Consider the following 23,603-nt stretch of genomic DNA (forward strand, 5'->3'; position numbering starts at 1 on the left):
GCGTGCAGGCACCGTTCAATGGCCGCCGCGACGGCGACCGGCGCCCAGCTTGCGGGTAAGCGTATTGCGGCCGAGGCCCAGCCGCGCGGCGGCTTCTGCGCGACGACCGTGGGTGATCTGCAGGGCGGCCTCCAGCAGGGCGTGGTCGACCCGTTCGCGTACCTGTGCGTGCAGGCCCTCGGTGCCTTCGGCCAGCTGCCGGCGTGCCCATTCGGACAGCAGCGCTTCCCATTGGCCCGGATCGCCGGCAGCCGTGCTGCTGCGCCGGCTGCGGGTGCGGTTGAGCGCGGTATCGACATCGGCCACGCCAATCGTGTCTGCGGCAGCCAGTGCAGCCATCCGCCAGCACACGTTTTCCAGTTCGCGGACGTTGCCCGGCCAGTCGTGCTCGCGCAGCGCCTGCAATGCAGCCGCAGTCAGGCGCTTGGGCGGCGTATCGAGCTTGCGTGCGGCAGCGGCCAGGAAGGTGGTGGCCAGTTGTGCGATATCCTCGCGCCGCTCGCGCAGCGGCGGCAGCTGCAGGCGCACCACGTCCAGGCGGTGCAGCAGGTCGGCACGGAATTTTCCCTGCGCGACCAGGCCTTCCAGATCCTGATGGGTGGCGGCGACCACGCGCACATCGACGCGGATCAGTTCGCGTCCACCCACGCGGAAGAATTCGCCCTGGGCGAGCACACGCAGCAGGCGCGTCTGCAGCGGCAACGGCATGTCGCCGATCTCATCAAGGAACAGGGTGCCGCCGTTGGCCTGCTCGAAGCGACCGATATGGCGCCGCTGCGCGCCGGTGAACGCACCCGCCTCGTGGCCGAACAGCTCGCTTTCCAGCAGCTCGGCGGGAATCGCGGCGGTGTTCAGCGCGACGAACGGATGCTGCGCACGCGGTGATTCGCGGTGCAGCGCATTGGCCACCAGCTCCTTGCCGGTGCCGGTCTCGCCGATGATCAGCACCGCCAGCGGTGCCTGCGCGAGGCGGCCGATGGCGCGGAACAGCGCGCGCATCGGTGGCGTGTCGCCCACCAGCTGCGGCGGCTGGTCGCTGGCTGCGTCTGCGGCAGGCGTGGGCGCGGCCATGGCCGGCGCCACTGCAGGCAGCACGCGCTGGGCCAGCGCCACCGCATCGTCCAGGTCGAACGGCTTGGACAGGAACTCATGCGCGCCGCCGCGGAACGCACCGGCAGTACTGGCGACATCGGTGTAGGCCGACATCACCACCACCGGCAACTGCGGCAGCGCAGCCTTCAGCTTGTCCAGCAGCACCAGGCCATCGTCGCCGGGCATGCGTACGTCGGTGAACAGCAACGCAGGCGGCGGGCTTTCGGCCAGCGCTTTCAACGCGGGTGCCGCGCTGTCGAAGTCGACCACCTGGTAGCCGGCTTCGCGCAGCGCGGTGCACAGCACGAAGCGCACGGCGCGGTCATCGTCGACCACCCAGATGCATGGCGCGGACGAGGAAGACTCAGACATCGCGCGGGGCCTCCTCGGCGGTGGCGGTTCCGTTGCCGATCGGCAGCAGCAGGGTGAATACGGTATGGCCCGGGCGCGACCGGTAGGTCAGCGTGCCGCGATGCTCGCGTGCGACCTGCTGGGCCAGCGCCAGGCCCAGGCCAGTGCCTTCGGCGCGGCCACTGACCAGCGGCAGGAACAGGTGTTCGGCCAGTTCCTCGGGCACGCCACGGCCGTCGTCAGCGATTTCCAGGCGCAACGCCAAGGTGTGCAGCTGTTCGGCGATGCGCACCCCGTGTTCAACGCGGGTGCGCAGGGTGATGTTGCCGGCGCCGGCCTGGATGGCATTGCGCACCAGGTTCCATACCGCCTGGGTGAGGCGGTCGGCGTCGCCGTCGAATTCGGGGATGCTGGGGTCGTAGTCGCGCTGCAGGCGCACCGCCCAGCCGGCCTCGTTCTCGGCCAGGCGCAGTACGCGCTCCAACGCGGCGTGGATGTTCAGCGCCGCATGCGGCGCGGCCGGCGCCGGCGACAGCAGCTGCTCCAGCAGACCATTGAGCCGCTCGATCTCCGAACCGATCAGATCGATCAACTCGCGTTCGCCGGCATCGCGCTGCGCCGCGCGGCGGGCCAGCAGCTGTGCGGCGCCCTTCAACCCGGCCAGCGGATTACGCAGCTCATGCGCCAGGCCCTTCAGCGCCGCACTGAGCGCGCTGGGCAGGGCCTGGGTCGGGTCAAGCCCGGGAAACTCATCGACCGGATGCGCCTCCAGCAGCCAGCCGCCATCGTCGCGGCGGCTCATCCAGCCTTCGGCGAAACGCGCCGCCTCGCCGGGCAAGGCCAGCGCCAACCGGTTCAGGCGCAGGCTGTCGCGCTCGTCGCGGGCCAGGAAATGGGCCAGCGCCTCGCCCTGCACTTCCAGCGCGGCCAACGGCTGGCCAAGCAGGCGCCGGCCGCTGACGCCCAGCCAGCGCGCGAAGGCCGGGTTGCAGCCGGCAATGCGGCCATCGGGCCCGGACCAGGCCAGCGGCGTGCCGAGGGCATCGAGGGACGGCGGGGGTGCAGGGTCGGACATTGCACCAATGTAGTGCAAAACCAATCTGATCAACCAAGGCGACTCGGTTCTCAGATGCCGCGCGGCGGAGCGCATCACATCTGAGACCTCGAACCAAGACCGTAGATTGGGCCTTGCGCATCGGTTCGGCGCAAAGCGGCACGTCCTCCCTCACGGCCATGAACACCTCTGATCCACAGCCCAGATTCTGGTCTAGGGCATTCGTGCAGACCGGGCGGTAGACTGTACTCACCCCATGAGACCCGCTGCCGGAATCATATGGAAGTACCTGTCAAACAAGACTACACATGAAGAACGCCCCCCCCTTATCCGTTGGAACCTCACCTCGCCCCTCCAGACGAAAGTCGGCGATGTTGCCCTCCCCTCCACCCAAACTGACGGTAATGGATCTATTTGCTGGAGCCGGCGGACTTTCGGAGGGCTTCAGGCAGGCTGGATTCCAAGTGATCGCGGGATCAGACAATGATCCCGATGCCATGGCAACCTACGCGCTTAATTTCCCTGAAGCGCAGGTGATTACGGGCGATATTCGGCAGGCGGCGGTGAAAAGAAAAATAATGTCCGCCGCAAAGAATGCTTCGATCTTGGTTGGAGGACCGCCGTGCCAAGCGTTCTCTCAAGTTCGAAATCACTCTCGCGTGATTGATGATCCGAGAAACGAGCTGTATCGAGAATTCGTCCTTGTTCTGGGAAAATCTAAACCCATGGCGTTCGTGATGGAGAACGTCACAGGGATGGACCAGATGGGTGTGCGTGAGCAAATTGCTGACGATCTATCAATCGGTGGCCAGTATGTAGTTCGTCCGCAAGTGTTAGATGCTGCGAATTTCGGAGTGCCTCAAACTCGAAAACGATTGATTTTTATCGGAATCTTAGCCTCTCTGGGCGTAGATCCACCAATCTTGAGGGGATCAGGAGCTACTGACTCGATCACTCTCGGGCGTTTCTCTGGGTCGCGCCGCCCCATTTACAAAATCGTAACTCAGCAGGGTATTTTTAGCTCGCTGATCAGTTGTGCACTATCCAATTCTTCAGACGCATCAATTGTTAGTTCCTCCGACGCAATTTCGGATCTAACTCAATTGAAAGTTGGCAATAGAGTTGACTGTCAGCCATATTCTGAATTTCCGGAGGCAGCAACTGCGTACCAGCGTGCAATGCGCCAAGGAGCAGGAGAATATTTGACCAACCTTCAGGTTCCGCGCAGTAACCGGGATACAGAACTGCGTCTGCAGGGAATCCCTCCTGGCGGCAATCACCGGGACTTGGAGGATGCACTGCTGGAGCGCTATATAACCGGACAACGATGGGGACAGGACAACGGCACCGGACGCCTTTCCAGAAGACATTTCTACGCTTACCGAAGGCTGCATCCTAGCATTTGGGCGTGGACACTCAATACCAAAGGAGATTCGGTCTATCACTACGACTCTGCACGTGCTCTCTCAGTGCGGGAGTTCGCGAGACTCCAGTCATTTCCTGACCGTTTCGTGTTCACAACCAACCCCACCAAGGGTGTAATCGCCGGCCGACACCAAGGTGGCGCTGCGCATTCAAAATACCGACAGGTTGGAAATGCAGTTCCACCATTATTGGCGAAAGCAATTGCCGATGAACTTCGCACAATCCTCCTCGCCGACAGCCATCAACGCCCAATCACTGCCATTGCAAGCTAACGATGATGAATATTGAAGATCAAACGCAGGATGCGGCTGTGGTAAAAGCAGCATTTGGAGCACTTAATCGGAAGCGCCTGATTGATATATTTTTTACCAACAAGGTGGCCAATACGTGCCCTACGGCTGCGTGGAAATTCGTGTATGAAATGCTTCTCTGGACTGATCAGACCACCGGATTGGCACACTGTTATGAGAGCGACAAGTGCCAGCCAGGAAAGAATTGGTATGCGAGATCCCTAGCATTTCACGGCTGGCTTTCTGAAGCCTTTGAAGTTGAGCCAGATGAGCTTTCTGAGAAACTTGATTGGCTATTCATGCGAGCAGCCAAGGATCTCGCCACAGAGGTCTTGCATCGTGCAGAACGAGTTGCGGCCACCGCTGAAAAACAACGAGGCCCATATAAGGACAGAAAATTTCCAAGACCGGGCGAAGACCCAGAACTGGCAGGGATCATCCGAAGCGCGCTAGGTGACAATTTATCTAGGGAGCCTTCGAGTGAACAATGGCAGGGTCTTGTAAATCGCATTCGCCAATATTTAGCATTGGAGAACAAGCGAAAGAATCTTCTTGGTGAGGGCTTTGAAGATGTCTTGGCCGAAATGTTAAGCCGAACATGCGGACCAAATATATCAATCCGCAGTCGAAGCGCGCTGCAAGACTTGCCCGGATTTAGTAACGCCCGGAAAGGCGACAAACCTAACAAAGTTGACCTTGCAGTTATCGCTCCTGGCAAGAGGGTTTTGGTTACAGTCAAGTGGAGCTTGAGGGCCGACAGGGAAAAGCAATTCGTCGTTGACTTTGGCGACTATCTCGCTGCTGAGTCGCACTCAGAGCCGTTTGACTATGTTTTTGTCACGAATGAATTCGATCCCGCCCGTCTAAAGCGTGCCTGCGAACGTTTGGCTTCGAATAACCATATGTTTCGCCATGTGGTCCACATCAGTACGGATGCACTCCTAGCGACCTATGGGGAGCACCCAGAAGCCACAATGCGCGATGTTGTTCAGCACATTGAGAAGGGACGCCTCATTAGTCTTGAGAAATGGATTGATCACCTGAAGGGTTGAGTGTCGTATGCGTTAGCAGTTAGCGTGACGGGCAACTTTTGGGTGTCGGATTACAGCTTCATGTTGAGCCCAACGAAGACTGCGCGGCCCGGGGCGGGCGAGAACATCGGCCGGGCGCTGTCCCAGAAGAAGCTGTCGTACCACGCGTAGGCGTACTCACGGCCGGTGACGTTCTTCAGCTGCAGGTCCACGCTCCAGGCCGGGGTGATCTGGTACCTGGCGCTGAGGTCGAGCACGGCGAAGCCACCGAACTTGCCCGTGACGTTGCGCTCTTCCAGGTAGTAATCACCCTGCGCACGCGCCTGCAGGCCCAGCTGCAGGGCATCGCTGGCCTGGTAGTCCAGACCGAGGTTGCTGATGTGGCGCGGCGTGGCCGCGACTTCGCGTCCCTGCAGGGACACGCCGGGCGCGCGGTCGTCGCGGGTGATCTTCGCTTCCTGGTAGGCATGCGAAGCCCACAGGGTCCACGCGTCTCCCAGCTGCGCGCTGATCTGCGCATCCACACCGCGGCGGCGGGTCTTGCCCAGCGTGACCGTGGTGCCGGTGGCCGGCATGTTGGACACTTCGTTTTCCGCATCCTGCTGCCATACCGCCAAGCGGGCCTGGCTGCCGGCAAAGGGCTGGAATTTCAGGCCCAGCTCCATGCCCGTGTTGGTGGAGGGCTGCATCGGTGCCTGCCCCGGGGTGAGGTAGGCCGGTGCGGTGGAACCGGTCAGCACCTGGAACGTGCGCCCCCAATTGGCGTAGACGTGAGTGTGCTCGCCCAGGCTGTGGATGACGCTCAGCTTGGGCTGGCCGATGCTGCCGTAGTCCTGCAGGCGGCCGGTGGCGCCGTTCATCAGCCGGGTGTGGCCGCTGAAACGGTCCACGCGGTAGGCCGGCACGATCTTCCATGCGTCGGCGGGCTGGTAGATCGCCTGCACGTACGCGCCCCAGTTGCCGAAGCTGTGGCGGTCGTTGTTCTGCACGCGTGCCGGCGGACGGCTGAAATCGGTGGGTTCGGCGTAGGCGTAGCGCTCGCGGACGTAGCCGTTGTCCTGCTGCTCGTAGTTCAGTCCGCCCTCCACGGTGAGCATGGGGCTGGCCTGCCAGGTGAGCGTGCCGAGCAGGCCGGTCTGGCGCTCGTCCCACACACGGCGCTGGCGCGGCAGATTGCCGGTGGGCAGATCGCTGAAGGTCACCCGCCGGTCGTCTTCATAGCGGTTGTAGTACAGCCGCGTGCCGAAGGTCACCGCGTCGGTCAGCTTCATGTCCAGGTGCGCGGCGAACTGGCGCATGTCGCGGTCATCGCCGTCATTGGCGTTGCGCAGGTCGCTGCGGCGGCGGCCGGCGTGCAGCTCTTCGGCTGTCATGAAACCGGGTTCGTCGGCCTCATGGTGGTAGGCGCGCGCGGTCAGGCCGATGCGCAGCCCGTCCTCCAGCGAACCGAAGAACCACTTGCCGCCCAGTGAGTACTTCTTCGAGCTGTCGTGGTCGCGGTAGCCGTCGCTGGCCTGGGTGCCGACGAAGTAGCTCTGCGCGAAGCCGTTGGCTTCGCGACCCACCGCCAGCTGCGCATCGCGGGTGTTGTAGCTGCCGTAGGCCAGGCGCGCGTCGGTGTAGGTGCCGCCCTGGCGCGTGCCGAAGTTCACGTTGCCACCGATGTTGTGCAGGCCGTAGCGCGGGTCGTTGGTACCGCGCACCACTTCGATGTAGCTGATTTCCAGCGGAAACAGCATGTCGATGAAGCGCTGGTTGCCACTGTTGACGTTGCTGGGGATACCGTCGATCAGCGTCTTGATGGCATTGAGGTAGCCCTCGCCGTTGAAGGCGCGGAAGCTGACCTTGCCCGACTCTGCGCCCTGCCGGGTTTCGGTCAGCTGGATACCGGGCATCTGCCCGAGCAGTTCCCAGCTGTGTGACACGTTGCGGCTTTCGATCTGGTCCGCGCCCAGCACGTCCACCGAAGTCAGCACCTGGTGCGCGCTCAGTTGTCCCTCGCTGTGCTGGTGCACATCGACCTTGCCCAGAGTGAGCGCGGCGTCGGCGGACTGGGCGAATGCTTCAGGGGCGAACGGGGCGGCCGCGAGCGCGGCCACCAGCGTGGGAGTCTTCATCGGGAGGCAGGGGGGAGGCTGGAAATGAAACTTTATAACATTTCGATTCCGCCGACCATCCGATGACTGCAGGCTCCTCGACCTTAAACGGGGTAGCCGGTGGCTTCCCGGGCCTTCTTCCAGGCAATCTCAAACTCGCGTGCGCTGATCTCGTCGTCTTCGTCGAAATCCATGAACGACACCGGCTGGTCAGCCAGCAGGAAACGATCATCGCTGTGGGCATGCTCATCGGCCCAGACCATCTTGGTGCCGTAGATTTCGACCTGGCGCACGATCTTCTCGCCACGGGCTTCCATCAGCACGTTGCCCTTGCCCAGGCCCGACTCGGCCCAGTGCTTGTAGTACTTCTTCGTGTTGGATTTTGCGTTGTTCTTTGCGTATTTCATTGCATTTGTCCTGGCCGCAGGTGCGGCCGGAGAGATCGGAAGAGCGCCATTATCAGGCATATGGGGTCAGATCCCTTTCCTGCGGAAGGGGATCTGACCCCTGCTGACCTACTGCGGCAACGCCACGCCCTTCGGCCACAGCATCCAGATCTTGCCCTGCTGCTTCATGTCGCCGGCCAGCTTGCCGGCGGCCTCGCCACTGCCCCAGTACAGGTCGGCGCGTACCTCACCGGCAATGGCACCACCGGTATCCTGCGCGGCCACCGGGCGTACCACCGGCGTACCGTCCGGGCGCGTGGTCGACAGCCACAGCAGGCTGCCCAGCGGCACCACGGTGCGGTCCACCGCCACGCTGTAGCCGGCGGTCAGCGGCACGTTCAATGAACCCCGCGGACCTTCCGGGCTGTCCGCGCTGCGCACGAAGAACACGTAGCTGGGATTGCTGCGCAGCAGCTCCGGTACGCGTGCCGGATGTGCTTTCGCCCATGCGCGGATCGCGTCCATGGTCACGTCTTCCTTCTTCAGCTCGCCCTGCTCCACCAGCCAGCGGCCGATCGCGCGATAGGGATGGCCGTTCTGCTCGGCATAGGCCAGCCGCACCTGCCTGCCATCGGCCAGACGCACGCGGCCCGAGCCCTGGATCTGCAGCAGCTGCAGGTCCATCGGATCGGTCAGCCAGGCCAGCACCGGCGCCTTGGCGCCCTTGGTCGCAATGCTGCCGGCATCGTCGTAGGGCTTCAGCACCTTGCCCTCCACGCGGCCGCGCAGGCGCTTGCCCTTCAATTCGGGATAGACACTCTCCAGCTGCACCACCACCAGATCATCGGGTGTGCCGTACACCGGCACGGTGGCGGTGTCGGTGCGGGTGAGGCTGCCCGGATAGATGGGTTCGTAGTAGCCGGTGATCAGGCCGTCGGCGCGATGGCCGCCGGCGCGCAGGGAATAGACATCGAGATCGCGCTGCAGGAATGCGCGGATCGCGCTGGCGTCCTTGTCGGACACGGTGCTGGCGGTCGCGCAGGGTTTTGCCCAGATCGCATCGTTCTTCAACCGGGTGCAGCTGCTGCGCCAGGCGGCGAAGCCTGCCTGCAGGTCGCTATCGGATACGGTCGGCAACGTGTTCCAGTCGACCTTGGCGTAAGTGGCGGCAGGCGTTGCTGCAGCAGGGGCTTCAGGACGGGTGCCGGTGGTGGAACAGCCAGCAAGCACGGCAAGCGCAAGAAGGCTCCAGCACGTGCGGTTGAAGGGGGCGATGAGGTCAGTCATTGCCCCAATGTAGTGCAATCGGGCGTGGCGCAGGACCGGGATCGCATCCTGCGCCACACGGTGGACCCTATCGCTTGCCGCCCAGCAACTCACTGCTGCGGGTGGCGAACACCGGTGGCGGCACGTCGAGCACGGTATCGCGCACAACGCGGCCGGCGAGGAAGTCGACGATGCTGCGGGCGATGGCCGGGTTGCCTGTCCACAACTCGTTGTGATGGCTTGCGTTGCGCACCAGCAGCGAGTGGCCGTTGCTGAAGCCCGGCCGCAGTGCCTCGGCATTGGCCGGGGGCGTACGCCCATCCAGCGTACCGCTGATGAACAGCACCGGCACCTCGCTGTGCAGCGGGCCGCGGAAGTCCTCACCCAGATCGGCCAGGCCGAGGCCATCGCCGATGGCCGGGAACGGGAAGTTCAGCCCGTCGCCGAACAGGCTCTGGCGTGCCTGTGCTTCGGCCAGCGCCCGGCGCTGCGGGCTCTGTCCGGAGGCGACGTCCATCGCCAGGCCCATGGCCGGGAACTGCGCGAACTGGGCGCGCCCGATCAGCACCAGGTCGGCCAGCGGGTCGTAGTTGCCCGTCTCGGCCTCGCGCAGCACCAACGGCAGCCACTGCTGGGTGATGCGTTGCCCGAGCATGTTGGCGATGACGCTCTGCGCGTCGTACAGGCCGATGCTGACCTGGCGGCCCTCATGCATGTGGCTGCGGCCCTGCCGCGGCTGCTCACGCAGCGCCTGCAGCACGCGGGTGACCGATCCGGCGAGATCGTCGAAGCCGTCCTTGCGCGCAAGCACCGCCAGCTCCTGCAGCAGCGCGTCGCTGCTCAGCGGCAGCTTCAGCGTATCGTCGGGACCTTCGGATCCCATCAGCACCACGCGCTCAAGACCGGCACCGTGCAGGCGCACCGTGGCCAGGGCCAGATGGGTGCCATAGCTCATGCCCCACAGGCTGATCTTCGGTACGTCCAGCGCGCGCCGCAGGTCGTCAAGGTCGCCGGCACTCTCGGCCGTGGTGTACGCGCCGAGATCGACACCGGCCTGACGCCAGAACGCTACGCACTTCGCCGCCGTGGCCTGCACTGCGGCCAGCGCCGTATCGCGCTGCAGCGGTTGGGCGTCGTCGAATCGTGTTTCATGCGGACATTCCGGCGGCGGCTCGGACTGGCCAGCACCGCGCTGGTCGAGCAGCAGTACGTCCGTCTCGCGCCGCACCTGGTCGAACACCGGCCAGCGCGGACCGCGCGCGGTATCGATACCAGAACCACCCGGACCACCGGCCAGGTAGACCACCGGTGCGGCGCGACCATTGCCGGCCGTTGCGCGCAGGCGCACCACCTTCAGGTGCAGGCGCGGACCGTCCGGCTCGCTGTGCCGTCGCGGCACCTCCAGCGTGGCGATCTCGGCGGGAATATCGCCATGGCCCTTGGTCTGCAGCGTGTAGGGCTCGAAGGCCAGCGCCGCCGGACCGGCCTGCGCGGGAACGGCGGCGGCGAAGGCCAGGCAGAGCGCGGCGAGGGCGACGGCCACGACGGGGCGACGAACCTGGAAACTGCCGGAAGACGTACAGGCGCTGCGGGTCATGTTGGGCTCCGATGGAAGGATGTGCGCCGCCAGCATCTGCTCCCGCGGAGCGCTGCGGACGCGTCCCTCTGCCGAACGTCTCCAGACGCCGGTCCAATGTCTCCGCGCAGCCGATACGATGGCCGCCATGCAGATCCCACGAACCCTGGCTGTCCTTGCTGTACTGCTTGCGGCCGTGGCCGCTTGGCTGATCGTGTCGATGCCGCCACCGGAAATGAGGGTTGTGCAGGGAGCACAGATGGCACCTGCGACTGTCGGGGCATCCGGCGGCCTGCCAACGCACCCACCGCAGCACCTGGCTTGGCGGCCGCTGGACCAGCAGCAGCTGGCGGAGTGGCATGGTCCGTACTGGCTGCGATGGCAGGTGCCAGCGCCGGAAAGCGGCACCGATCATGGACGTACAGTGAGGCTGTCGTTGCGCGCTGCCAGCCAGCTGTACTGGAACGGGATGCCATGGATCAGCAATGGCGCTGTTGGTCGCACGCCGGAAGAAGAGAAGCCGGGGCGCGTAGACGTCGTGCGCGTGCTACCGCCGCCGTCGGGCAACGCCACCGATGAACTGCTGGTGCTTGCATCCAGCCAGCGGCAGCGTTTCGCCCTGCATGGCGCAGATGCGATGGTACTGATCGCGCCAGCCCCCGTGCTGTACGGCCAGATCATCCTGCCATGGCTGATCGCGGCCTTCGCCACCGGTGCGCTGGCAGCCGCATGCCTGTATTTCCTGGCGGTGCTGCGTGGGCAGACGCGCACACCCGGCGCGCGCCTGCTGCTGGCACTGGGTGTGGTGGGTCTTGCACTACCCGCGGTCGAGGCGTGGCGATCATTGCTGGGCTACACCTATCCTTGGCATGGTGTTCGCCTGGTCGCGCTGCTGGCCCTGCATGTGACCGCAGCGCTGCTGCTGCCGGCCTATCTTGCGCGTCGCTTCGAGGTGCCGTTACCGAGGGCGGGCTGTTTCATCTATCTGGCGCTGATCATGGCAGCGGCCATCGCGCTGCCCGGCTTCGACACCCGCTCAGCGGCGGTGCTGCTGTTGAGCCTGCTCGCCTCGGCGTGGGTGCTGATGCGCGCGCCTGCCGACCAGGAAGACCGATGGCCGATCCTGGCGCTGCTGTCTGCGGGCCTGCTGGCGCTGCTGGTCGCACGCGGCGCCTTCCTTGATGGCCCGTATTTCCTGCTGCTGGCGGTGCTGATGGTGTTCCTTCTGCTGCGCCACGCTGCCCAGTTGCAGGCGCTGGACCGGCACAACGCCTGGCTGCGCGAAGAGCGCGCACGGCTTTCGTTGCAGTTGTTGCAACGGGGCATCCAGCCACATTGGCTGATGAACACGCTGACCTGCCTGCAGGAACTGATCGAGCAGTCGCCGATGCGCGCCAGCCGCCTGGTGGAGTCGCTGGCCGATCAATTCGATCGCCTGCGCGACAGCAGCAGCCACCAGAGCGTTCCCTTGCAGGACGAACTGGCGTTGTGCCGCAGCCATCTGGATATCGTCGGCCTTGCCCTGGACCGGCGCATGGTGCTGGAGGTCGATGGCGAAGATGCGGCGCTTTCGCTGCCGCCAGGCATCCTGCATGCACAGGTGGAAAATGCACTGACCCATGCCGGCGCTGGTGCCTGTGCACTGCACCCTTTCCGCCTGCACGTGCAGCGCGACAACACGCGCTGGATACTGGAACTGCGCAGTGCGCGCGGCTCAGCCCCGCACCGCGGCCGTGGCACGGGTACACGTTACATCGAGGCCAGCCTGGCGGCGGCCAGCCCCACCGGCTGGAGCTTCGTGCAGGGCATCGACGGCGACCACTGGTGTGGCCGGATCGAGCTGACATGCGCATCCTGATCGTCGAGGACGAACCCCTGGTGCAACAGCGCCTGCTGCGCATGTGCAGCGAGTTGGCCGGTGCACGCGCGCGTTTCGATGCGGTGGCCGATCTGGAAGCTGCCGGCGACCGGTTGCAGCGCAGCGTCTACGACGGCCTGCTGCTGGACCTCAACCTTGGCGGCGACGATGGCTTCGAGCTGCTGCGCCGCGCGGTGTCCGGGCGCTACCAGTGCGTGGTGGTGTCGGCGCACCGCGAGCGCGCATTGCAGGCGTTCGAGCATGGCGTACTGGACTTCGTGCCCAAGCCCTTCTCACGCGAGCGCCTGGCCCAGGCGCTGGAACGGCTGCTCGACGCAAGCCGCTACCGGCCCGGCTGCGCCCGCTATCTCGGCATCTGGCGTGCGCAGGGGACTACGCTGGTCGAACTGGCCGACGTGCAGTGGATCCGAGCGGACGGCGACTACAGTGAGCTGCGCATGCGCGATGGACGTATCGAACTGCATGACAAATCGCTTGCCGGCCTGGGGCCATTGCTGCCGCCGGAGTTCGTGCGTTGCCACCGCTCCCATGTCGTCAACCTGCGGCATGTCCGCAGCCTGCATGCCGCGTCAGGCAGTCGTTACTGGGTCGTACTCAGCGACGGTACGGAGCTGCCCGTGGGCCGCGCGCATGTCGCGGCGCTGCGCACTGAACTCAATCTGGACTGAGCCTGCGGCCCGCCCCCTCAGGGAGCTGCAACGATGGGTGCGGGGCGCTGCGGCGAGCTTGCATTCCGACGGCTACCAGCGCATCCGCTTCAGGACGGGATTGCCCGAGGCATGGTGCTTGATCACCGCAGCGATGTGCAGGACAAGCAGGCCGGCAAGCACCATGCAGGCGTATTTGTGGGCCGCGTTGAACGCCGACGTCAGCTGAACGTCGATGAGCGGCGGTGGAAGGGTCAGCACGTTGAAGACGTTGATGTCCCTGTCCATCATCAGCACGCCGGTTATCAGCACCACGATCGTGGTCAGATAGATCGCGAAGTGTGCAAGGCGGGCAGCCCGCCCCTCCGCGCTCGTCGGTTGCACTGCGCTTGCCCGCAGCAGTGCCAGCAGCACGCGAAGGGCGAAGAACGGAATCAGCGTAAAGGTCAGCGAGACGTTGAGGAAGCCGATGGCTTGGCGGGTAGCGTCCGCGACATCGAACAACGCCACGTAGAAGCCGCTGAGGGTTGCCCACAGAATGATGATGGCTGAGAACCAGTGCAGCAGCACCTGGATCCTGGTGTAGGTCATTGAACATTGCTCGCCGGTAAGGCCGAGCGACATTAGGGGTTTACCTATCCAGTTTGAATCGGACAGCTTGCAAAACGCAGGGTGAGCGTTCGATTCGGTGAACCTGATCCGCTTTCAGGGCGTCTGCAGCAGCAGCGAATACAGGATGCGGGCGTCTTCGGCGTCGAGTGTTTTCGGCAGGGTGTCACTGCCACGGAAGCGACGGTGGAACGCTCGCACCGCTGCTTCGCGGTTGTCCAGCGGATAACCGAAGTGCGCCAGCGCAGCCCATGCATCGAAGCCTTCCGGCGCAGCACCATCGGCAGCGCGCGGCCACACGCCGAAACCGGCTTCGGCCAACTGTTGCCACGGGAAGAAGCGACTGGGATCTTCCTTGCGCGTTGGCGCCAGGTCGGCGTGGCCGATCACCTGCCGCGGTGGGATGTTCAGGCGTTCAGTGAGATCACGTAGCAGCACGATCAGCGATTCGATCTGCGCGGGGCTGAAAGGCGTACGGCCATCGTTGTCCAGTTCGATGCCGATGGACGCGGAGTTGAGGTCGGTGATGGTGCCCCAGCGCCCGGAACCGGCATGCCAGGCGCGGCGTTCATCGGCCACCAGCTGGTAACGATGGCCATCGGCGCCGATCAGATAGTGCGCACTGACCCGTCCGCCGCTGTTGGCGGTACGCAGCGTGTGCAGGCTCTGCTGCACCGATTTCTGCTCGGTGTGGTGGATGACGATGATCACCGGCGTGCGTGCGTTCTGGTTCGGCGACGGCACCCAGGTGGCAAGCGGGTTGCGGATTTCCTGCGGCGTGGAGGCACAGGCGGCCAGCAGCAGGCAGGCCGAGAGCATCAGGGACGTGCGGATCGGGTGCATGCCCTGATTGTGCGCGATAAGCGCGGACGATGCAGTAGCGCCACGCCATGCGTGGCTGGGCCCCCGACCGTGCCGACCAACGGTCGGCACCCACCAGAGCAGAGCAGTCCAGAGCAGGAGCAGTGCCAAGCAAGCTTGGCACCTACCAGAGCAGGTGCAGTGCCGACCAACGGTCGGCACCCACCCTGCAGATGCATCAGGCCTCGTAGGCCGATTCACCATGCGAGGTCACATCCAGGCCGGTGCGCTCGGCCTCCTCGGTCACGCGCAGGCCGACCACCACCTTGACCAGCAGCAGGATGGCCGCGGTCACCACCGCCGACCAGACCACGGTGAGGCCGACGCTGACCACCTGCACCCACACCTGGTGGCCGATATCCAGATCGGCCTTGGTGCCGCCCAGCGACTGCGCGCTGAACACACCGGTGAGGATCGCGCCGACGATGCCGCCCACGCCATGCACACCGAACACATCGGCGGTGTCGTCCACCTTCAGCAGACGCTTGAGGCCGGTCACGCCCCACACGCAGACCACGCCGGCAACCAGGCCGATGACGATCGCGCCGAGCGGGCCGACGGTACCGCACGCCGGGGTGATGCCGACCAGACCTGCCACCGCACCCGAGGCTGCGCCCAGTGCCGACGGCTTGCCCTTGCTGATCGCTTCAACCAGCGTCCAGCCCAGCACCGCTGCAGCCGTGGCCAGCACGGTGTTGAGGAAGGCCAGCGAGGCAACCGTGTCGGCTGCAGCGGCAGAACCGGCATTGAAGCCGAACCAGCCGACCCACAGCAGCATCGCGCCGATATAGGTGAACGGCACGTTGTGCGGCTTCAGTGCAGTCTGCCCGTAGCCCAGGCGCTTGCCGACGAACCATGCAGCGACCAGACCGGCCACGCCGGCGTTGATGTGCACCACGGTGCCGCCGGCGAAATCGATCGCGCCCATCTCACCCAGGTAGCCACCACCCCAGACGATGTGCGCCATCGGGATGTAGCTGAGGGTGAACCACAGCGCCGAGAACAGCAGCACCGCGCGGAACTTGATGCGCTCGGCGAAGGCACCGACGATCAGCGCGGTGGTGATGCCGGCGAAGGTCGACTGGAAGGCGACGAACAGGTAATCCGGCAGACCCTTGATCGGCGTGTTACCCACCGACTCCGGGGTGAAGCCCTTGAGGAAGGCGAATTCGGTGAACGAGCCGAAGAACGGATTGCCGGCGCTGAACACTGCGCTGTAGCCATAGGCCACCCACAACAGCAGCACCAGCGAGAACACCACCAGGATCTGGCTGAGCACCGACAGCACGTTCTTCGAACGCACCAGGCCGCCGTAGAACAGGGCCAGGCCCGGCACCACCATCAGCAGCACCAGCAGGGTGGAGGTGAGCATCCAGGCGACGTCGCCATGGTCATAGGCGGGCGCAGCCACCGCTTCGGCAGCAGCCGGCGCAGCGGCAGTCGGGTCCTGCAGGGGCTCGACGGCCACGGCCTCGCTCTGCAGCGGCGTGACCTGGGCCTGGGCATGTGCACTGCCTGGCCAGATACCGGCGGCCAGCGCGCTGAGCAGCATCAGCAGGCACACCAGATGGAACCGGGCTTGCCACCCGGTGAGAAGGCGCATCTTCATGGGGGAGTCTCCGGAAGGGGGTTTACAGCGCGTCGGCGCCGATTTCGCCGGTGCGGATGCGGATGACCTGCTCGACAGCGGTCACGAAGATCTTGCCGTCGCCGATCTTGCCGGTGCCTGCAGACGACTGGATCGCTTCGATCACGGCGTCGGCACGCTCGTCTGTGACGACGGTTTCGATCTTGATCTTGGGCAGGAAGTCGACAACGTACTCGGCACCGCGATACAGCTCGGTGTGGCCCTTCTGGCGCCCGAAGCCTTTCACTTCGGTCACGGTGATGCCCGACACGCCGGCATCGGACAGGGCCTCGCGGACCTCGTCGAGCTTGAACGGTCGGATGATGGCGGAGATCAGTTTCATGCGCATGTCCCGATGGTGGATGGGGCCAGCGCGCCAACGCGCGATGGCATCAGGCAACCACGGGCCATCGTGGTGATGGCCGTGGCTGTTGCACCGGACACGAACCGGGCCGGGACAGCCGTGCCTCTCTCCTTGCACGGCCGACGCGGGAGGGAGGGCGGCCCAAGTCGCGTATCCGGTCTCTCTCTTGCCCCTGGATCAGGGGTCAGAGCCCTTTCGTTGACAGAAAGGAGTCCGACCCCGATCTGACCGCGGCTCCCCAGCCGCGAAGACGGATGCGATGGCGGCGGGTGGGAGGGGGTACCCACCGCCATCGCAACCGGTCAGCTGGCGTAGTACAACTGGTATTCCAGCGGGTGGGTCGCCGCGCGGAACTTGGTCACTTCCTGCATCTTCAGCGCGATGTAGCCGTCGATGAAGTCATCGCTCATCACGCCACCGGCCTTGAGGAACTCGCGGTCCTTGTCCAGCGCTTCCAGCGCCTGGTCCAGCGAGGAGCAGACCTGCGGGATCAGCTTCTCTTCTTCCGGCGGCAGGTCGTACAGATCCTTGTCGCTCGGTGCGCCCGGGTCGATCTGGTTCTTGATGCCGTCCAGGCCGGCCATCATCAGCGCGGTGAAGGTCAGGTAGCCCGACTGGATCGGATCGGGGAAGCGCATTTCAATGCGACGCGCCTTCGGGTTGGACACCCACGGAATGCGGCACGAGGCCGAACGATTGCGCGCCGAGTAGGCCAGCATCACCGGGGCTTCGAAGCCCGGCACCAGGCGCTTGTAGCTGTTGGTACCCGAGTTGGCGAAGGCGTTGATCGCCTTGGCATGCTTGAAGATGCCGCCGATGTACCACAGCGCCATCTGGCTCAGGCCGCCGTAGCCGTCACCGGAGAACAGGTTGGTGCCGCCCTTGGACAGCGACTGATGCACGTGCATGCCGCTGCCGTTGTCGCCGACGATCGGCTTGGGCATGAAGGTGACGGTCTTGCCGTTGCGGTAGGCGACGTTCTTGATGACGTACTTCATCCGCAACAGTTCGTCGGCCTTCTGCACCAGGGTGCTGAACTTGGTGCCGATCTCGCACTGGCCGGCGGTGGCCACTTCGTGGTGCTGCACTTCCACTTCGATGCCGACCTGTTCCAGGGTCTTGCACATCTCCGCACGCAGGTCGTGCAGGGTATCGGTCGGCGGCACCGGGAAGTAGCCGCCCTTCACGCCCGGACGGTAGCCGCTGTTGGCGCCGTCGTACTTGGCGCCGCTGTTCCACGCCGCTTCTTCCGAGTCGACCTTGAAGAAGGTGTTGCCCATTTCATTGGCGAAACGCACCGAATCGAAGATGAAGAACTCCGGCTCCGGGCCGAAGAACGCGGTTTCGGCGATGCCCGAGGACTTCAGGTACGACTCGGCGCGCTTGGCGATGCCGCGCGGGCAACGGCCATACGGCTGCATGGTGGCCGGATCGAGGATGTCGCAGCTGATCACGATGGTCGGATCGGCGTAGAACGGGTCGACGTAAGCGCTGGCGGTATCGGGCAGCAGCACCATGTCCGACTCGTTGATGCCCTTCCAGCCGGCGATCGAGCTGCCATCGAACATCTTGCCTTCTTCAAACAGCGACGGCTCGACGATGCTGACCGGGAAGGTCACATGCTGTTCGACACCACGCATGTCGACGAAGCGCAGATCGACGAACTCGATCTGGTTGTCCTTGATCAGCTTCTCTACGGTTTCCACGGACATCGGTACGACCTCGGATGGGAATGAATGCCTGCTGAGGTACAGCAATGACCGTGCCAACTTTTCGCCCTTCACAAGTCGTTGATTTCAAAGCCGCTGCCCCAGCGAGGTGCAGAACCAGGTGCACCAAACGGGTGCGTCGATCACCGGACGCACCCGTTTGGTGCGGCATGGATCGTCTATTCTTTCGAGCTTCTTCCGCCGTCCGCGCCCGCACCGTCCATGTCCGATCTGCTCTCCGCCCTGCTGCTGGGCATCCTCGAAGGCTTGACCGAATTCCTGCCGATCTCCAGCACCGGCCACCTGCTGATCGCCCAGCACTGGCTGGGCGCGCGATCGGATTTCTTCAACATCATCATCCAGGCCGGTGCGATCCTGGCCGTGGTGCTGGTGTTCCGCCAGCGCCTGCTGCAGCTGGCCACCGGTTTCGGCCAGCGCGAGAACCGCGAGTACGTGTTCAAGCTCGGCGCGGCCTTCCTGGTGACCGCTGTGGTCGGCCTGGTGGTGCGCAAGGCTGGCTGGTCGCTGCCGGAAACCGTGAGCCCGGTGGCCTGGGCGCTGATCATCGGCGGCATCTGGATGCTGCTGGTGGAGGCCTATACCGCACGCCTGCCTGATCGCGACCAGGTGACCTGGACGGTGGCCATCGGTGTCGGCCTGGCGCAGGTGGTGGCCGGCGTGTTCCCCGGTACCTCGCGCTCGGCCTCGGCGATCTTCCTGGCCATGCTGCTGGGCCTGAGCCGCCGCGCGGCCGCTGCCGAGTTCGTGTTCCTGGTCGGCATTCCCACCATGTTCGCCGCCAGCGCCTACACCTTCCTGGAACTGGCCAAGGAAGGAAACCTGGCCAGCGAGAACTGGACCGACGTCGGCGTCGCCTTCGTTGCCGCTGCCATCACCGGCTTCGTCGTAGTGAAGTGGCTGATGGGCTACATCAAGTCGCATCGCTTCACGGCCTTCGCGATTTACCGCATCGCCCTGGGCGCTGCATTGCTGCTGTGGTTGCCGTCCGGCAGCTGAACAGCGCCGGGGCACGGTAACCCCGTTGCCGGCCCCGATCCGTTTCCCCCTCGGTTCCCCAAGGAGAATCACCATGAACCGCAAGCTCACCCTGCTCCTCCCGCTGGCCCTGCTGGCCGCCTGCAGCCAGACCCCCGCCCCGGCCGGTACCGGTGGTGACGATCTGGCCCCGGCTGCGGCCAAGGCCGGCGACCAGAAGGCGCTGGCACACCTGGATGCGCAGCGCCTGCAGAGCCAGCACTGGCTGCTGCAGCAGGCCACCGCGGCCGACGGCAAGCGCATCGATGCGCTGTTCGCCCGCGAAGACAAGCCGGTCACCCTGGACTTCGCTGATGGCCGCCTGTCGGTCAGCAACACCTGCAACCGCATGGGCGGCGGCTACACCCTGGCCGACGGCAAGCTGAGCGTCAGCGCCATGGCCTCGACCATGATGGCCTGCACCGACAAGGCGCTGATGGCGCTGGACGAAGCCGTCTCCAGCCGTCTGCAGGGCGAACTGAAGGCCGGACAGGACGGCAACGGCGTGCTGACCCTGACCACCGCCAAGGGCGACGTGCTGGTGTTCAACCCGGAACCGACCGCTGAAACCCGCTACGGTGGCGCCGGCGAGACCGTGTTCCTGGAAGTGGCGGCGAAGACCGAGAAGTGCTCGCACCCGCTGATCCCGGATTACCAGTGCCTGCAGGTGCGCGAAGTGAAGTTCGACGACAAGGGCCTGAAGCAGGGCGAGCCGGGCAAGTTCGAGAACTTCTACGGCAACATCGAGGGCTACACCCACGAAGACGGCGTGCGCAACGTGGTGCGCGTGAAGCGCTACGAAGTGAAGAACCCGCCGGCCGATGCGCCGTCGCAGGCGTACGTGCTGGACATGGTGGTCGAGTCGGCCATCGAGAAGAAGTAATGCAGAAGGGCGGCCGCGAGGTCGCCCTTCTTCGTTGTGGGTAGAGCCGGCCGCTGGCCGGCTGCTGCACACAGCTCCGGCGACATACGGAACATGCCGGCCAGCGGCCGGCACTACCTATATGCATCAAGGAGACCGACATGAAACGGACGTACATGCTCGCACTGGCCTTGCTGGCCATCGGTAGTGGCAGCAATGCATACGCCGCCAGCACACCCACCACCGACCAGCTTGAAGCCCATCTGTGGCAACTCGCGCGCGCCACCGACGCGCAGGGCAAGCGCATCGACGCGTTGTTCGTCAGGGGCCGTGAGCCGTACACCCTGCGCTTCCAACCCGGCTACATGAGCGAGTTGAACCTGTGCAACTACGCAAGCAGCCAGTATCAGCTGCAGGGCGACCGGCTGATTCTGGAGAACGGGGTTGTTACCACAGCTGGCTGCATACGCGCCGAGGTTGCCGAGCAGCAACGGCGTGCCAGCACACTGGTCAATGGCCGGCCGGCCCCGACGCTCGCACTGGACGACAACGGCAGCCTGGTCCTGCGCAACGTGCATGGCGACACGGCGATATTCACCCCCGCGCCGCTGCCGGTGAAATGAAAAGGGCGGCCTTGGGCCGCCCTTTCTCGTTGACTGGTAAAGCCGGCCGCTGGCCGGCTGCCATCTACAGCGGATGCCGGCCAGCGGCCGGCACTACCCGAAGCCTGGTATCAGGCCAACGCCGGGTTCAATGTGTAGGTGCCGTGCAACGCTGCTTCGGCCAGCACGTGGCCGTGCATGGCTCGGAACGCATCGGCGGCGGTGAAGCGCTCGGGCAGCGGCAGCGAGGCGATGTCCAGCGCGAACACGCGGAAGAAGTAGCGATGCACGCGCTCGTCGTTGAACGGCGGATACGGACCGTCGTAGCCGAGGTAGTCACCGGCCATGTCCGGATTGCCGGCGAACCAGCCGGTGAAATCGTTCAGGCCCTGGCGGCTGCCGGCCGGGCCGGCCGGCGCGGTCTTGCCCTTCACGACGAAGCCATCGCTGCAGCTGCCCGCGGCGATCTCCTGCACCGAGGCCGGGATGTCGGCCATCACCCAGTGCACGAAATCGCAGCGCGGCTGATCGCGCGGCACGCTCATGTCATCGCGGCCAACCGTCTCCGGCACTGTCGGTACGTCCGGGTCCACGCATACCAGCAGGAACGAGCGGGTGCCGTCGGGCACGCCGCTCCAGGCCAGGTGCGGGTTGCGGTCGGGGGCGAAGCCGGCGGCATCGCCGGCGGCGAACTCACGGTCGATCGGCGCGGCGTTGACCAGGCTGTGACTGCTCAGTTGCATCTGATGCTCCTCACTCTTCCGGGTAACCCAATCGCACCGCGACCGGGGTGAGCTGGGCGAAGGCGGCGCCCATCACGTCGCGATACCTGCGCCAGTGGCCGGCAGGCAGGCGCGGCGCGCCCAGCTGTGCAGCCGGCGGCATCGGACGTCCGAACACGCGGCCCAGCAGGTCGGCCATCGCATGTGCATCGTTGCCGATCTCGTCGATGCGCAGCAGCACGTGCGGATACAGGTCCTCCTCGTGCAGCGCGGCGATCTGGGTCAGCGAACGCACCAGCCACTGGCTGGCTTCGGCCATCGAGGTCATCGCCAGCGGTGCAGCGGCGCCATAGGCGATCCAGTCCAGCAGCATGTCGCGCGGGTCGCGCAGCACCAGCAGCAGGCGACCCTGCGGCAGCTGCGGGCGCAATGCCCACAACAGCGCGTTGTCCCACCACAGCAGCCAGTCGATCACGGTATCGCTTTCCAGGCCGCGCGCCGGCAGGTGTTCGCGCCAGCGCTCGACCAGGCGTTCCGGGCTCAGCACGCCCGACGCCAGATCCTGCAGCGTGTTGTAGTTCCGGAAGGCATCGTCGGGTGGATTGGCGGTGTAACGATCACTGCGCAGTACCGGGCTGGCAGCGGCCAGGCCGGTTGCCACCCGCTCCACCCCCGAACCCGGGGCGCCCCACAGGAAGATCGGTGCCGAGCCGCTGTCGCGCGTTGCCTCGTCGATGCTGGCCATCTCCGGCCAGCTCGGCGGTGCCTTGGCCTGCGGCGGCAGCGGCAGCCGCTGCGAGGCCTGGTCGGTCTGCAGCGCCATCCACGTACGCAGCGCTTCTTCCGGCTGCCCGGCGCGATCCTGGATTTCGCCCAGCCAGGTCCGCAGGTCGGCGCGGTGTCCCTCCGGTGCCTGCGCGATCAAGGCCTGCACGCGCTCCACGGCGGCGGCCGGGTCACGCTGCAGCAGACCCTCGACACGACGGCTTTCACCGCTGACGCGGCCCGGTTCCAGGGTGGTGATGCGCTCGGCGATGGCTTCGCCCTGCTCGTGTTCACCGGCCATGTCATGCAGGCGCATGCGCGCTTCCAGCGCCGGCAGGTGGCCGGGCATCGCTGCCATCCAGCGCTCCACGACGGCCACGGCGCCGGCACTGCCGACGTCTTCCACGGCCAGTCGTGCCAGCCACAGGTCATGCAGCTGGTCATTGCTTTCCAGAGCCTCATCCAGGCGTGCACGGGCTTCATCTTCGCGGCCCAGGCGCTGCCAGGACATCAGCAGCAGCTGCAGCACCTGGCGCTCACCCTGCAGCGATTGCAGCAGCGGCAGCAGATGCTCCAGCGCCTGCAGCGGCTGGCCACTGCGCAGTGCCAGCTCGCCGGCCAGGCGGCGCATCGGCGGTACATCCAGCTCCGGCTGCTGCAGCGCCTGCTGCATTGCCTCGGCGGCGGCCTCGACGTTGCCCTGGCGCAATGCCAGCTGCACCACCATGCCGTGCAGCGAGGACATCTTCGGGTTCAACGCGAGTACGCGACGGAACGCCTGCTCGGCGAACGCCAGCATGTCCTTGCCCAGATAGGCAAAGCCCAGTGCGTACAGCACGCGGGTATCGTCCGGCAGCGCCTGGCTGGCCGCCGACAGCAGGGCCAGCGCGCGGTCGGCGTCGCCACGACGCAGCGCGACCATGCCATCGATGGTCAGCAGTTCCGGATGGTCCGGCTCCAGCCGCGATGCGAGGGTCGACAGCCGCTGGGCCTCGTCGAAATCGTTGCGGCCCACCGCCAGGTGCGCCTGCATCAGGTAGGCGGGGAAGGCGTTGGGGTCCAGCCCGGTGGTGCGCAGCAGGGCTTCATCGGCGCCGTCGAACTGGCGCAGTGCCAGCAGCAGGCCGGCGTGCTGCAGGTGCAGCTGCGCATCATCGGGCGCCAGCTGCAGCGCCTGCTGCAGCGCCTCCATTGCGGCCTCGGCCTGGCCCTGCTGCTGCAGCGCAAGCGCCAGCCAGCGGTGGGCCTCGGCCTTGCCGGGTTCGTCACGGGTCCACGCCTGGGCCAGCTGCACGGCCTGGCCGGCATCGTTCTGGCGCAACGCTTGGAGGATCTGGTCTTGCATGGCCGTCCG

The 23,603-nt window shown here is 65.4% G+C and carries 20 protein-coding genes; 7 read left to right on the forward strand and 13 right to left on the reverse strand.

Annotated features, from left to right (window positions below; translation table 11 throughout):
• Positions 1 to 15: 15 nt before the first annotated feature.
• The gene (ntrC, locus tag HFK18_RS04265) at positions 16 to 1,464 is read right to left on the reverse strand and encodes a nitrogen regulation protein NR(I) (protein WP_180164599.1); all 1,449 of its coding nucleotides are present in this window, start codon (positions 1,462 to 1,464) and stop codon (positions 16 to 18) included.
• Positions 1,457 to 2,518, reverse strand: coding sequence for an ATP-binding protein (locus HFK18_RS04270; RefSeq protein WP_180164601.1), 1,062 nt, complete (start codon positions 2,516 to 2,518; stop codon positions 1,457 to 1,459). The genes ntrC and HFK18_RS04270 overlap by 8 nt, the downstream gene beginning before the upstream one ends.
• Before the next feature lie 287 nt (positions 2,519 to 2,805).
• Between HFK18_RS04270 and HFK18_RS04275 the strand changes: the two genes are divergently transcribed.
• Both HFK18_RS04275 and HFK18_RS04280 read left to right on the forward strand, forming a co-directional pair.
• Positions 2,806 to 4,194, forward strand: coding sequence for a DNA cytosine methyltransferase (locus HFK18_RS04275; protein ID WP_218946534.1), 1,389 nt, complete (start codon positions 2,806 to 2,808; stop codon positions 4,192 to 4,194).
• A 5-nt stretch (positions 4,195 to 4,199) separates the two neighbouring features.
• Positions 4,200 to 5,264 (forward strand): hypothetical protein, encoded by a 1,065-nt coding sequence (locus tag HFK18_RS04280; protein WP_218946535.1) that lies wholly within the window; start codon positions 4,200 to 4,202, stop codon positions 5,262 to 5,264.
• 50 nt (positions 5,265 to 5,314) lie between these two features.
• On the opposite strand, the gene HFK18_RS04285 is transcribed toward HFK18_RS04280, so the two are convergent.
• The 4 genes from HFK18_RS04285 to HFK18_RS04300 all read right to left on the reverse strand — a co-directional run bounded on the left by HFK18_RS04285 (position 5,315) and on the right by HFK18_RS04300 (position 10,588).
• Positions 5,315 to 7,360, reverse strand: coding sequence for a TonB-dependent receptor (locus HFK18_RS04285; protein WP_180164605.1), 2,046 nt, complete (start codon positions 7,358 to 7,360; stop codon positions 5,315 to 5,317).
• An 83-nt stretch (positions 7,361 to 7,443) separates the two neighbouring features.
• Positions 7,444 to 7,746 carry a hypothetical protein gene (locus HFK18_RS04290; protein ID WP_089241703.1) on the reverse strand — a complete coding sequence of 101 codons (303 nt, stop codon included), beginning with the start codon at positions 7,744 to 7,746 and terminating at the stop codon, positions 7,444 to 7,446.
• A gap of 108 nt (positions 7,747 to 7,854) precedes the next feature.
• Positions 7,855 to 9,012 (reverse strand): MltA domain-containing protein, encoded by a 1,158-nt coding sequence (locus HFK18_RS04295; protein WP_180164607.1) that lies wholly within the window; start codon positions 9,010 to 9,012, stop codon positions 7,855 to 7,857.
• A gap of 67 nt (positions 9,013 to 9,079) precedes the next feature.
• Positions 9,080 to 10,588: an alpha/beta hydrolase gene (locus HFK18_RS04300; RefSeq protein WP_180164609.1), complete on the reverse strand. Its 1,509-nt coding sequence runs from the start codon at positions 10,586 to 10,588 to the stop codon at positions 9,080 to 9,082.
• A gap of 238 nt (positions 10,589 to 10,826) precedes the next feature.
• On the opposite strand from HFK18_RS04300, the gene HFK18_RS04305 reads away from it, so the two are divergent.
• Complete coding sequence (locus tag HFK18_RS04305) at positions 10,827 to 12,425, forward strand: sensor histidine kinase (protein WP_257216067.1); 1,599 nt, start codon at positions 10,827 to 10,829, stop codon at positions 12,423 to 12,425.
• Positions 12,413 to 13,114 (forward strand): LytTR family DNA-binding domain-containing protein, encoded by a 702-nt coding sequence (locus tag HFK18_RS04310; RefSeq protein WP_180164613.1) that lies wholly within the window; start codon positions 12,413 to 12,415, stop codon positions 13,112 to 13,114. The genes HFK18_RS04305 and HFK18_RS04310 overlap by 13 nt, the downstream gene beginning before the upstream one ends.
• Positions 13,115 to 13,186: 72 nt before the next feature.
• On the opposite strand, the gene HFK18_RS04315 is transcribed toward HFK18_RS04310, so the two are convergent.
• The 5 genes from HFK18_RS04315 to glnA form a co-directional block, all read right to left on the reverse strand.
• Entirely contained in the window at positions 13,187 to 13,684 is a 498-nt protein-coding gene (locus HFK18_RS04315) for a cytochrome b/b6 domain-containing protein (protein ID WP_180164615.1), read from the reverse strand.
• A gap of 114 nt (positions 13,685 to 13,798) precedes the next feature.
• Positions 13,799 to 14,545 (reverse strand): N-acetylmuramoyl-L-alanine amidase, encoded by a 747-nt coding sequence (locus HFK18_RS04320; RefSeq protein WP_180164617.1) that lies wholly within the window; start codon positions 14,543 to 14,545, stop codon positions 13,799 to 13,801.
• A 196-nt stretch (positions 14,546 to 14,741) separates the two neighbouring features.
• Complete coding sequence (amt, locus tag HFK18_RS04325; protein ID WP_089241711.1) at positions 14,742 to 16,172, reverse strand: ammonium transporter; 1,431 nt, start codon at positions 16,170 to 16,172, stop codon at positions 14,742 to 14,744.
• A gap of 22 nt (positions 16,173 to 16,194) precedes the next feature.
• Complete coding sequence (locus HFK18_RS04330) at positions 16,195 to 16,533, reverse strand: P-II family nitrogen regulator (protein ID WP_004134334.1); 339 nt, start codon at positions 16,531 to 16,533, stop codon at positions 16,195 to 16,197.
• 323 nt (positions 16,534 to 16,856) lie between these two features.
• Positions 16,857 to 18,266 (reverse strand): type I glutamate--ammonia ligase, encoded by a 1,410-nt coding sequence (glnA, locus tag HFK18_RS04335; RefSeq protein WP_180164619.1) that lies wholly within the window; start codon positions 18,264 to 18,266, stop codon positions 16,857 to 16,859.
• Positions 18,267 to 18,485: 219 nt separating this feature from the next.
• On the opposite strand from glnA, the gene HFK18_RS04340 reads away from it, so the two are divergent.
• The 3 genes from HFK18_RS04340 to HFK18_RS04350 all read left to right on the forward strand — a co-directional run bounded on the left by HFK18_RS04340 (position 18,486) and on the right by HFK18_RS04350 (position 20,783).
• Positions 18,486 to 19,280 carry an undecaprenyl-diphosphate phosphatase gene (locus HFK18_RS04340; RefSeq protein ID WP_180164621.1) on the forward strand — a complete coding sequence of 265 codons (795 nt, stop codon included), beginning with the start codon at positions 18,486 to 18,488 and terminating at the stop codon, positions 19,278 to 19,280.
• A gap of 73 nt (positions 19,281 to 19,353) precedes the next feature.
• On the forward strand, positions 19,354 to 20,181 hold the full coding sequence (locus HFK18_RS04345) for an META and DUF4377 domain-containing protein (protein ID WP_180164623.1): 828 nt from the start codon (positions 19,354 to 19,356) through the stop codon (positions 20,179 to 20,181).
• Between the two features lie 140 nt (positions 20,182 to 20,321).
• Complete coding sequence (locus tag HFK18_RS04350) at positions 20,322 to 20,783, forward strand: META domain-containing protein (protein WP_180164625.1); 462 nt, start codon at positions 20,322 to 20,324, stop codon at positions 20,781 to 20,783.
• A 110-nt stretch (positions 20,784 to 20,893) separates the two neighbouring features.
• On the opposite strand, the gene HFK18_RS04355 is transcribed toward HFK18_RS04350, so the two are convergent.
• Both HFK18_RS04355 and HFK18_RS04360 read right to left on the reverse strand, forming a co-directional pair.
• Positions 20,894 to 21,505 carry a YbhB/YbcL family Raf kinase inhibitor-like protein gene (locus HFK18_RS04355; protein ID WP_180164627.1) on the reverse strand — a complete coding sequence of 204 codons (612 nt, stop codon included), beginning with the start codon at positions 21,503 to 21,505 and terminating at the stop codon, positions 20,894 to 20,896.
• Between the two features lie 10 nt (positions 21,506 to 21,515).
• Positions 21,516 to 23,594 (reverse strand): tetratricopeptide repeat protein, encoded by a 2,079-nt coding sequence (locus tag HFK18_RS04360; protein WP_180164629.1) that lies wholly within the window; start codon positions 23,592 to 23,594, stop codon positions 21,516 to 21,518.
• Positions 23,595 to 23,603 lie beyond the last annotated feature (9 nt).

Source organism: Stenotrophomonas sp. SbOxS2 (genome assembly GCF_013416715.1).
In the GTDB taxonomy this organism is placed as follows: Bacteria; Pseudomonadota; Gammaproteobacteria; order Xanthomonadales; family Xanthomonadaceae; genus Stenotrophomonas; species Stenotrophomonas lactitubi.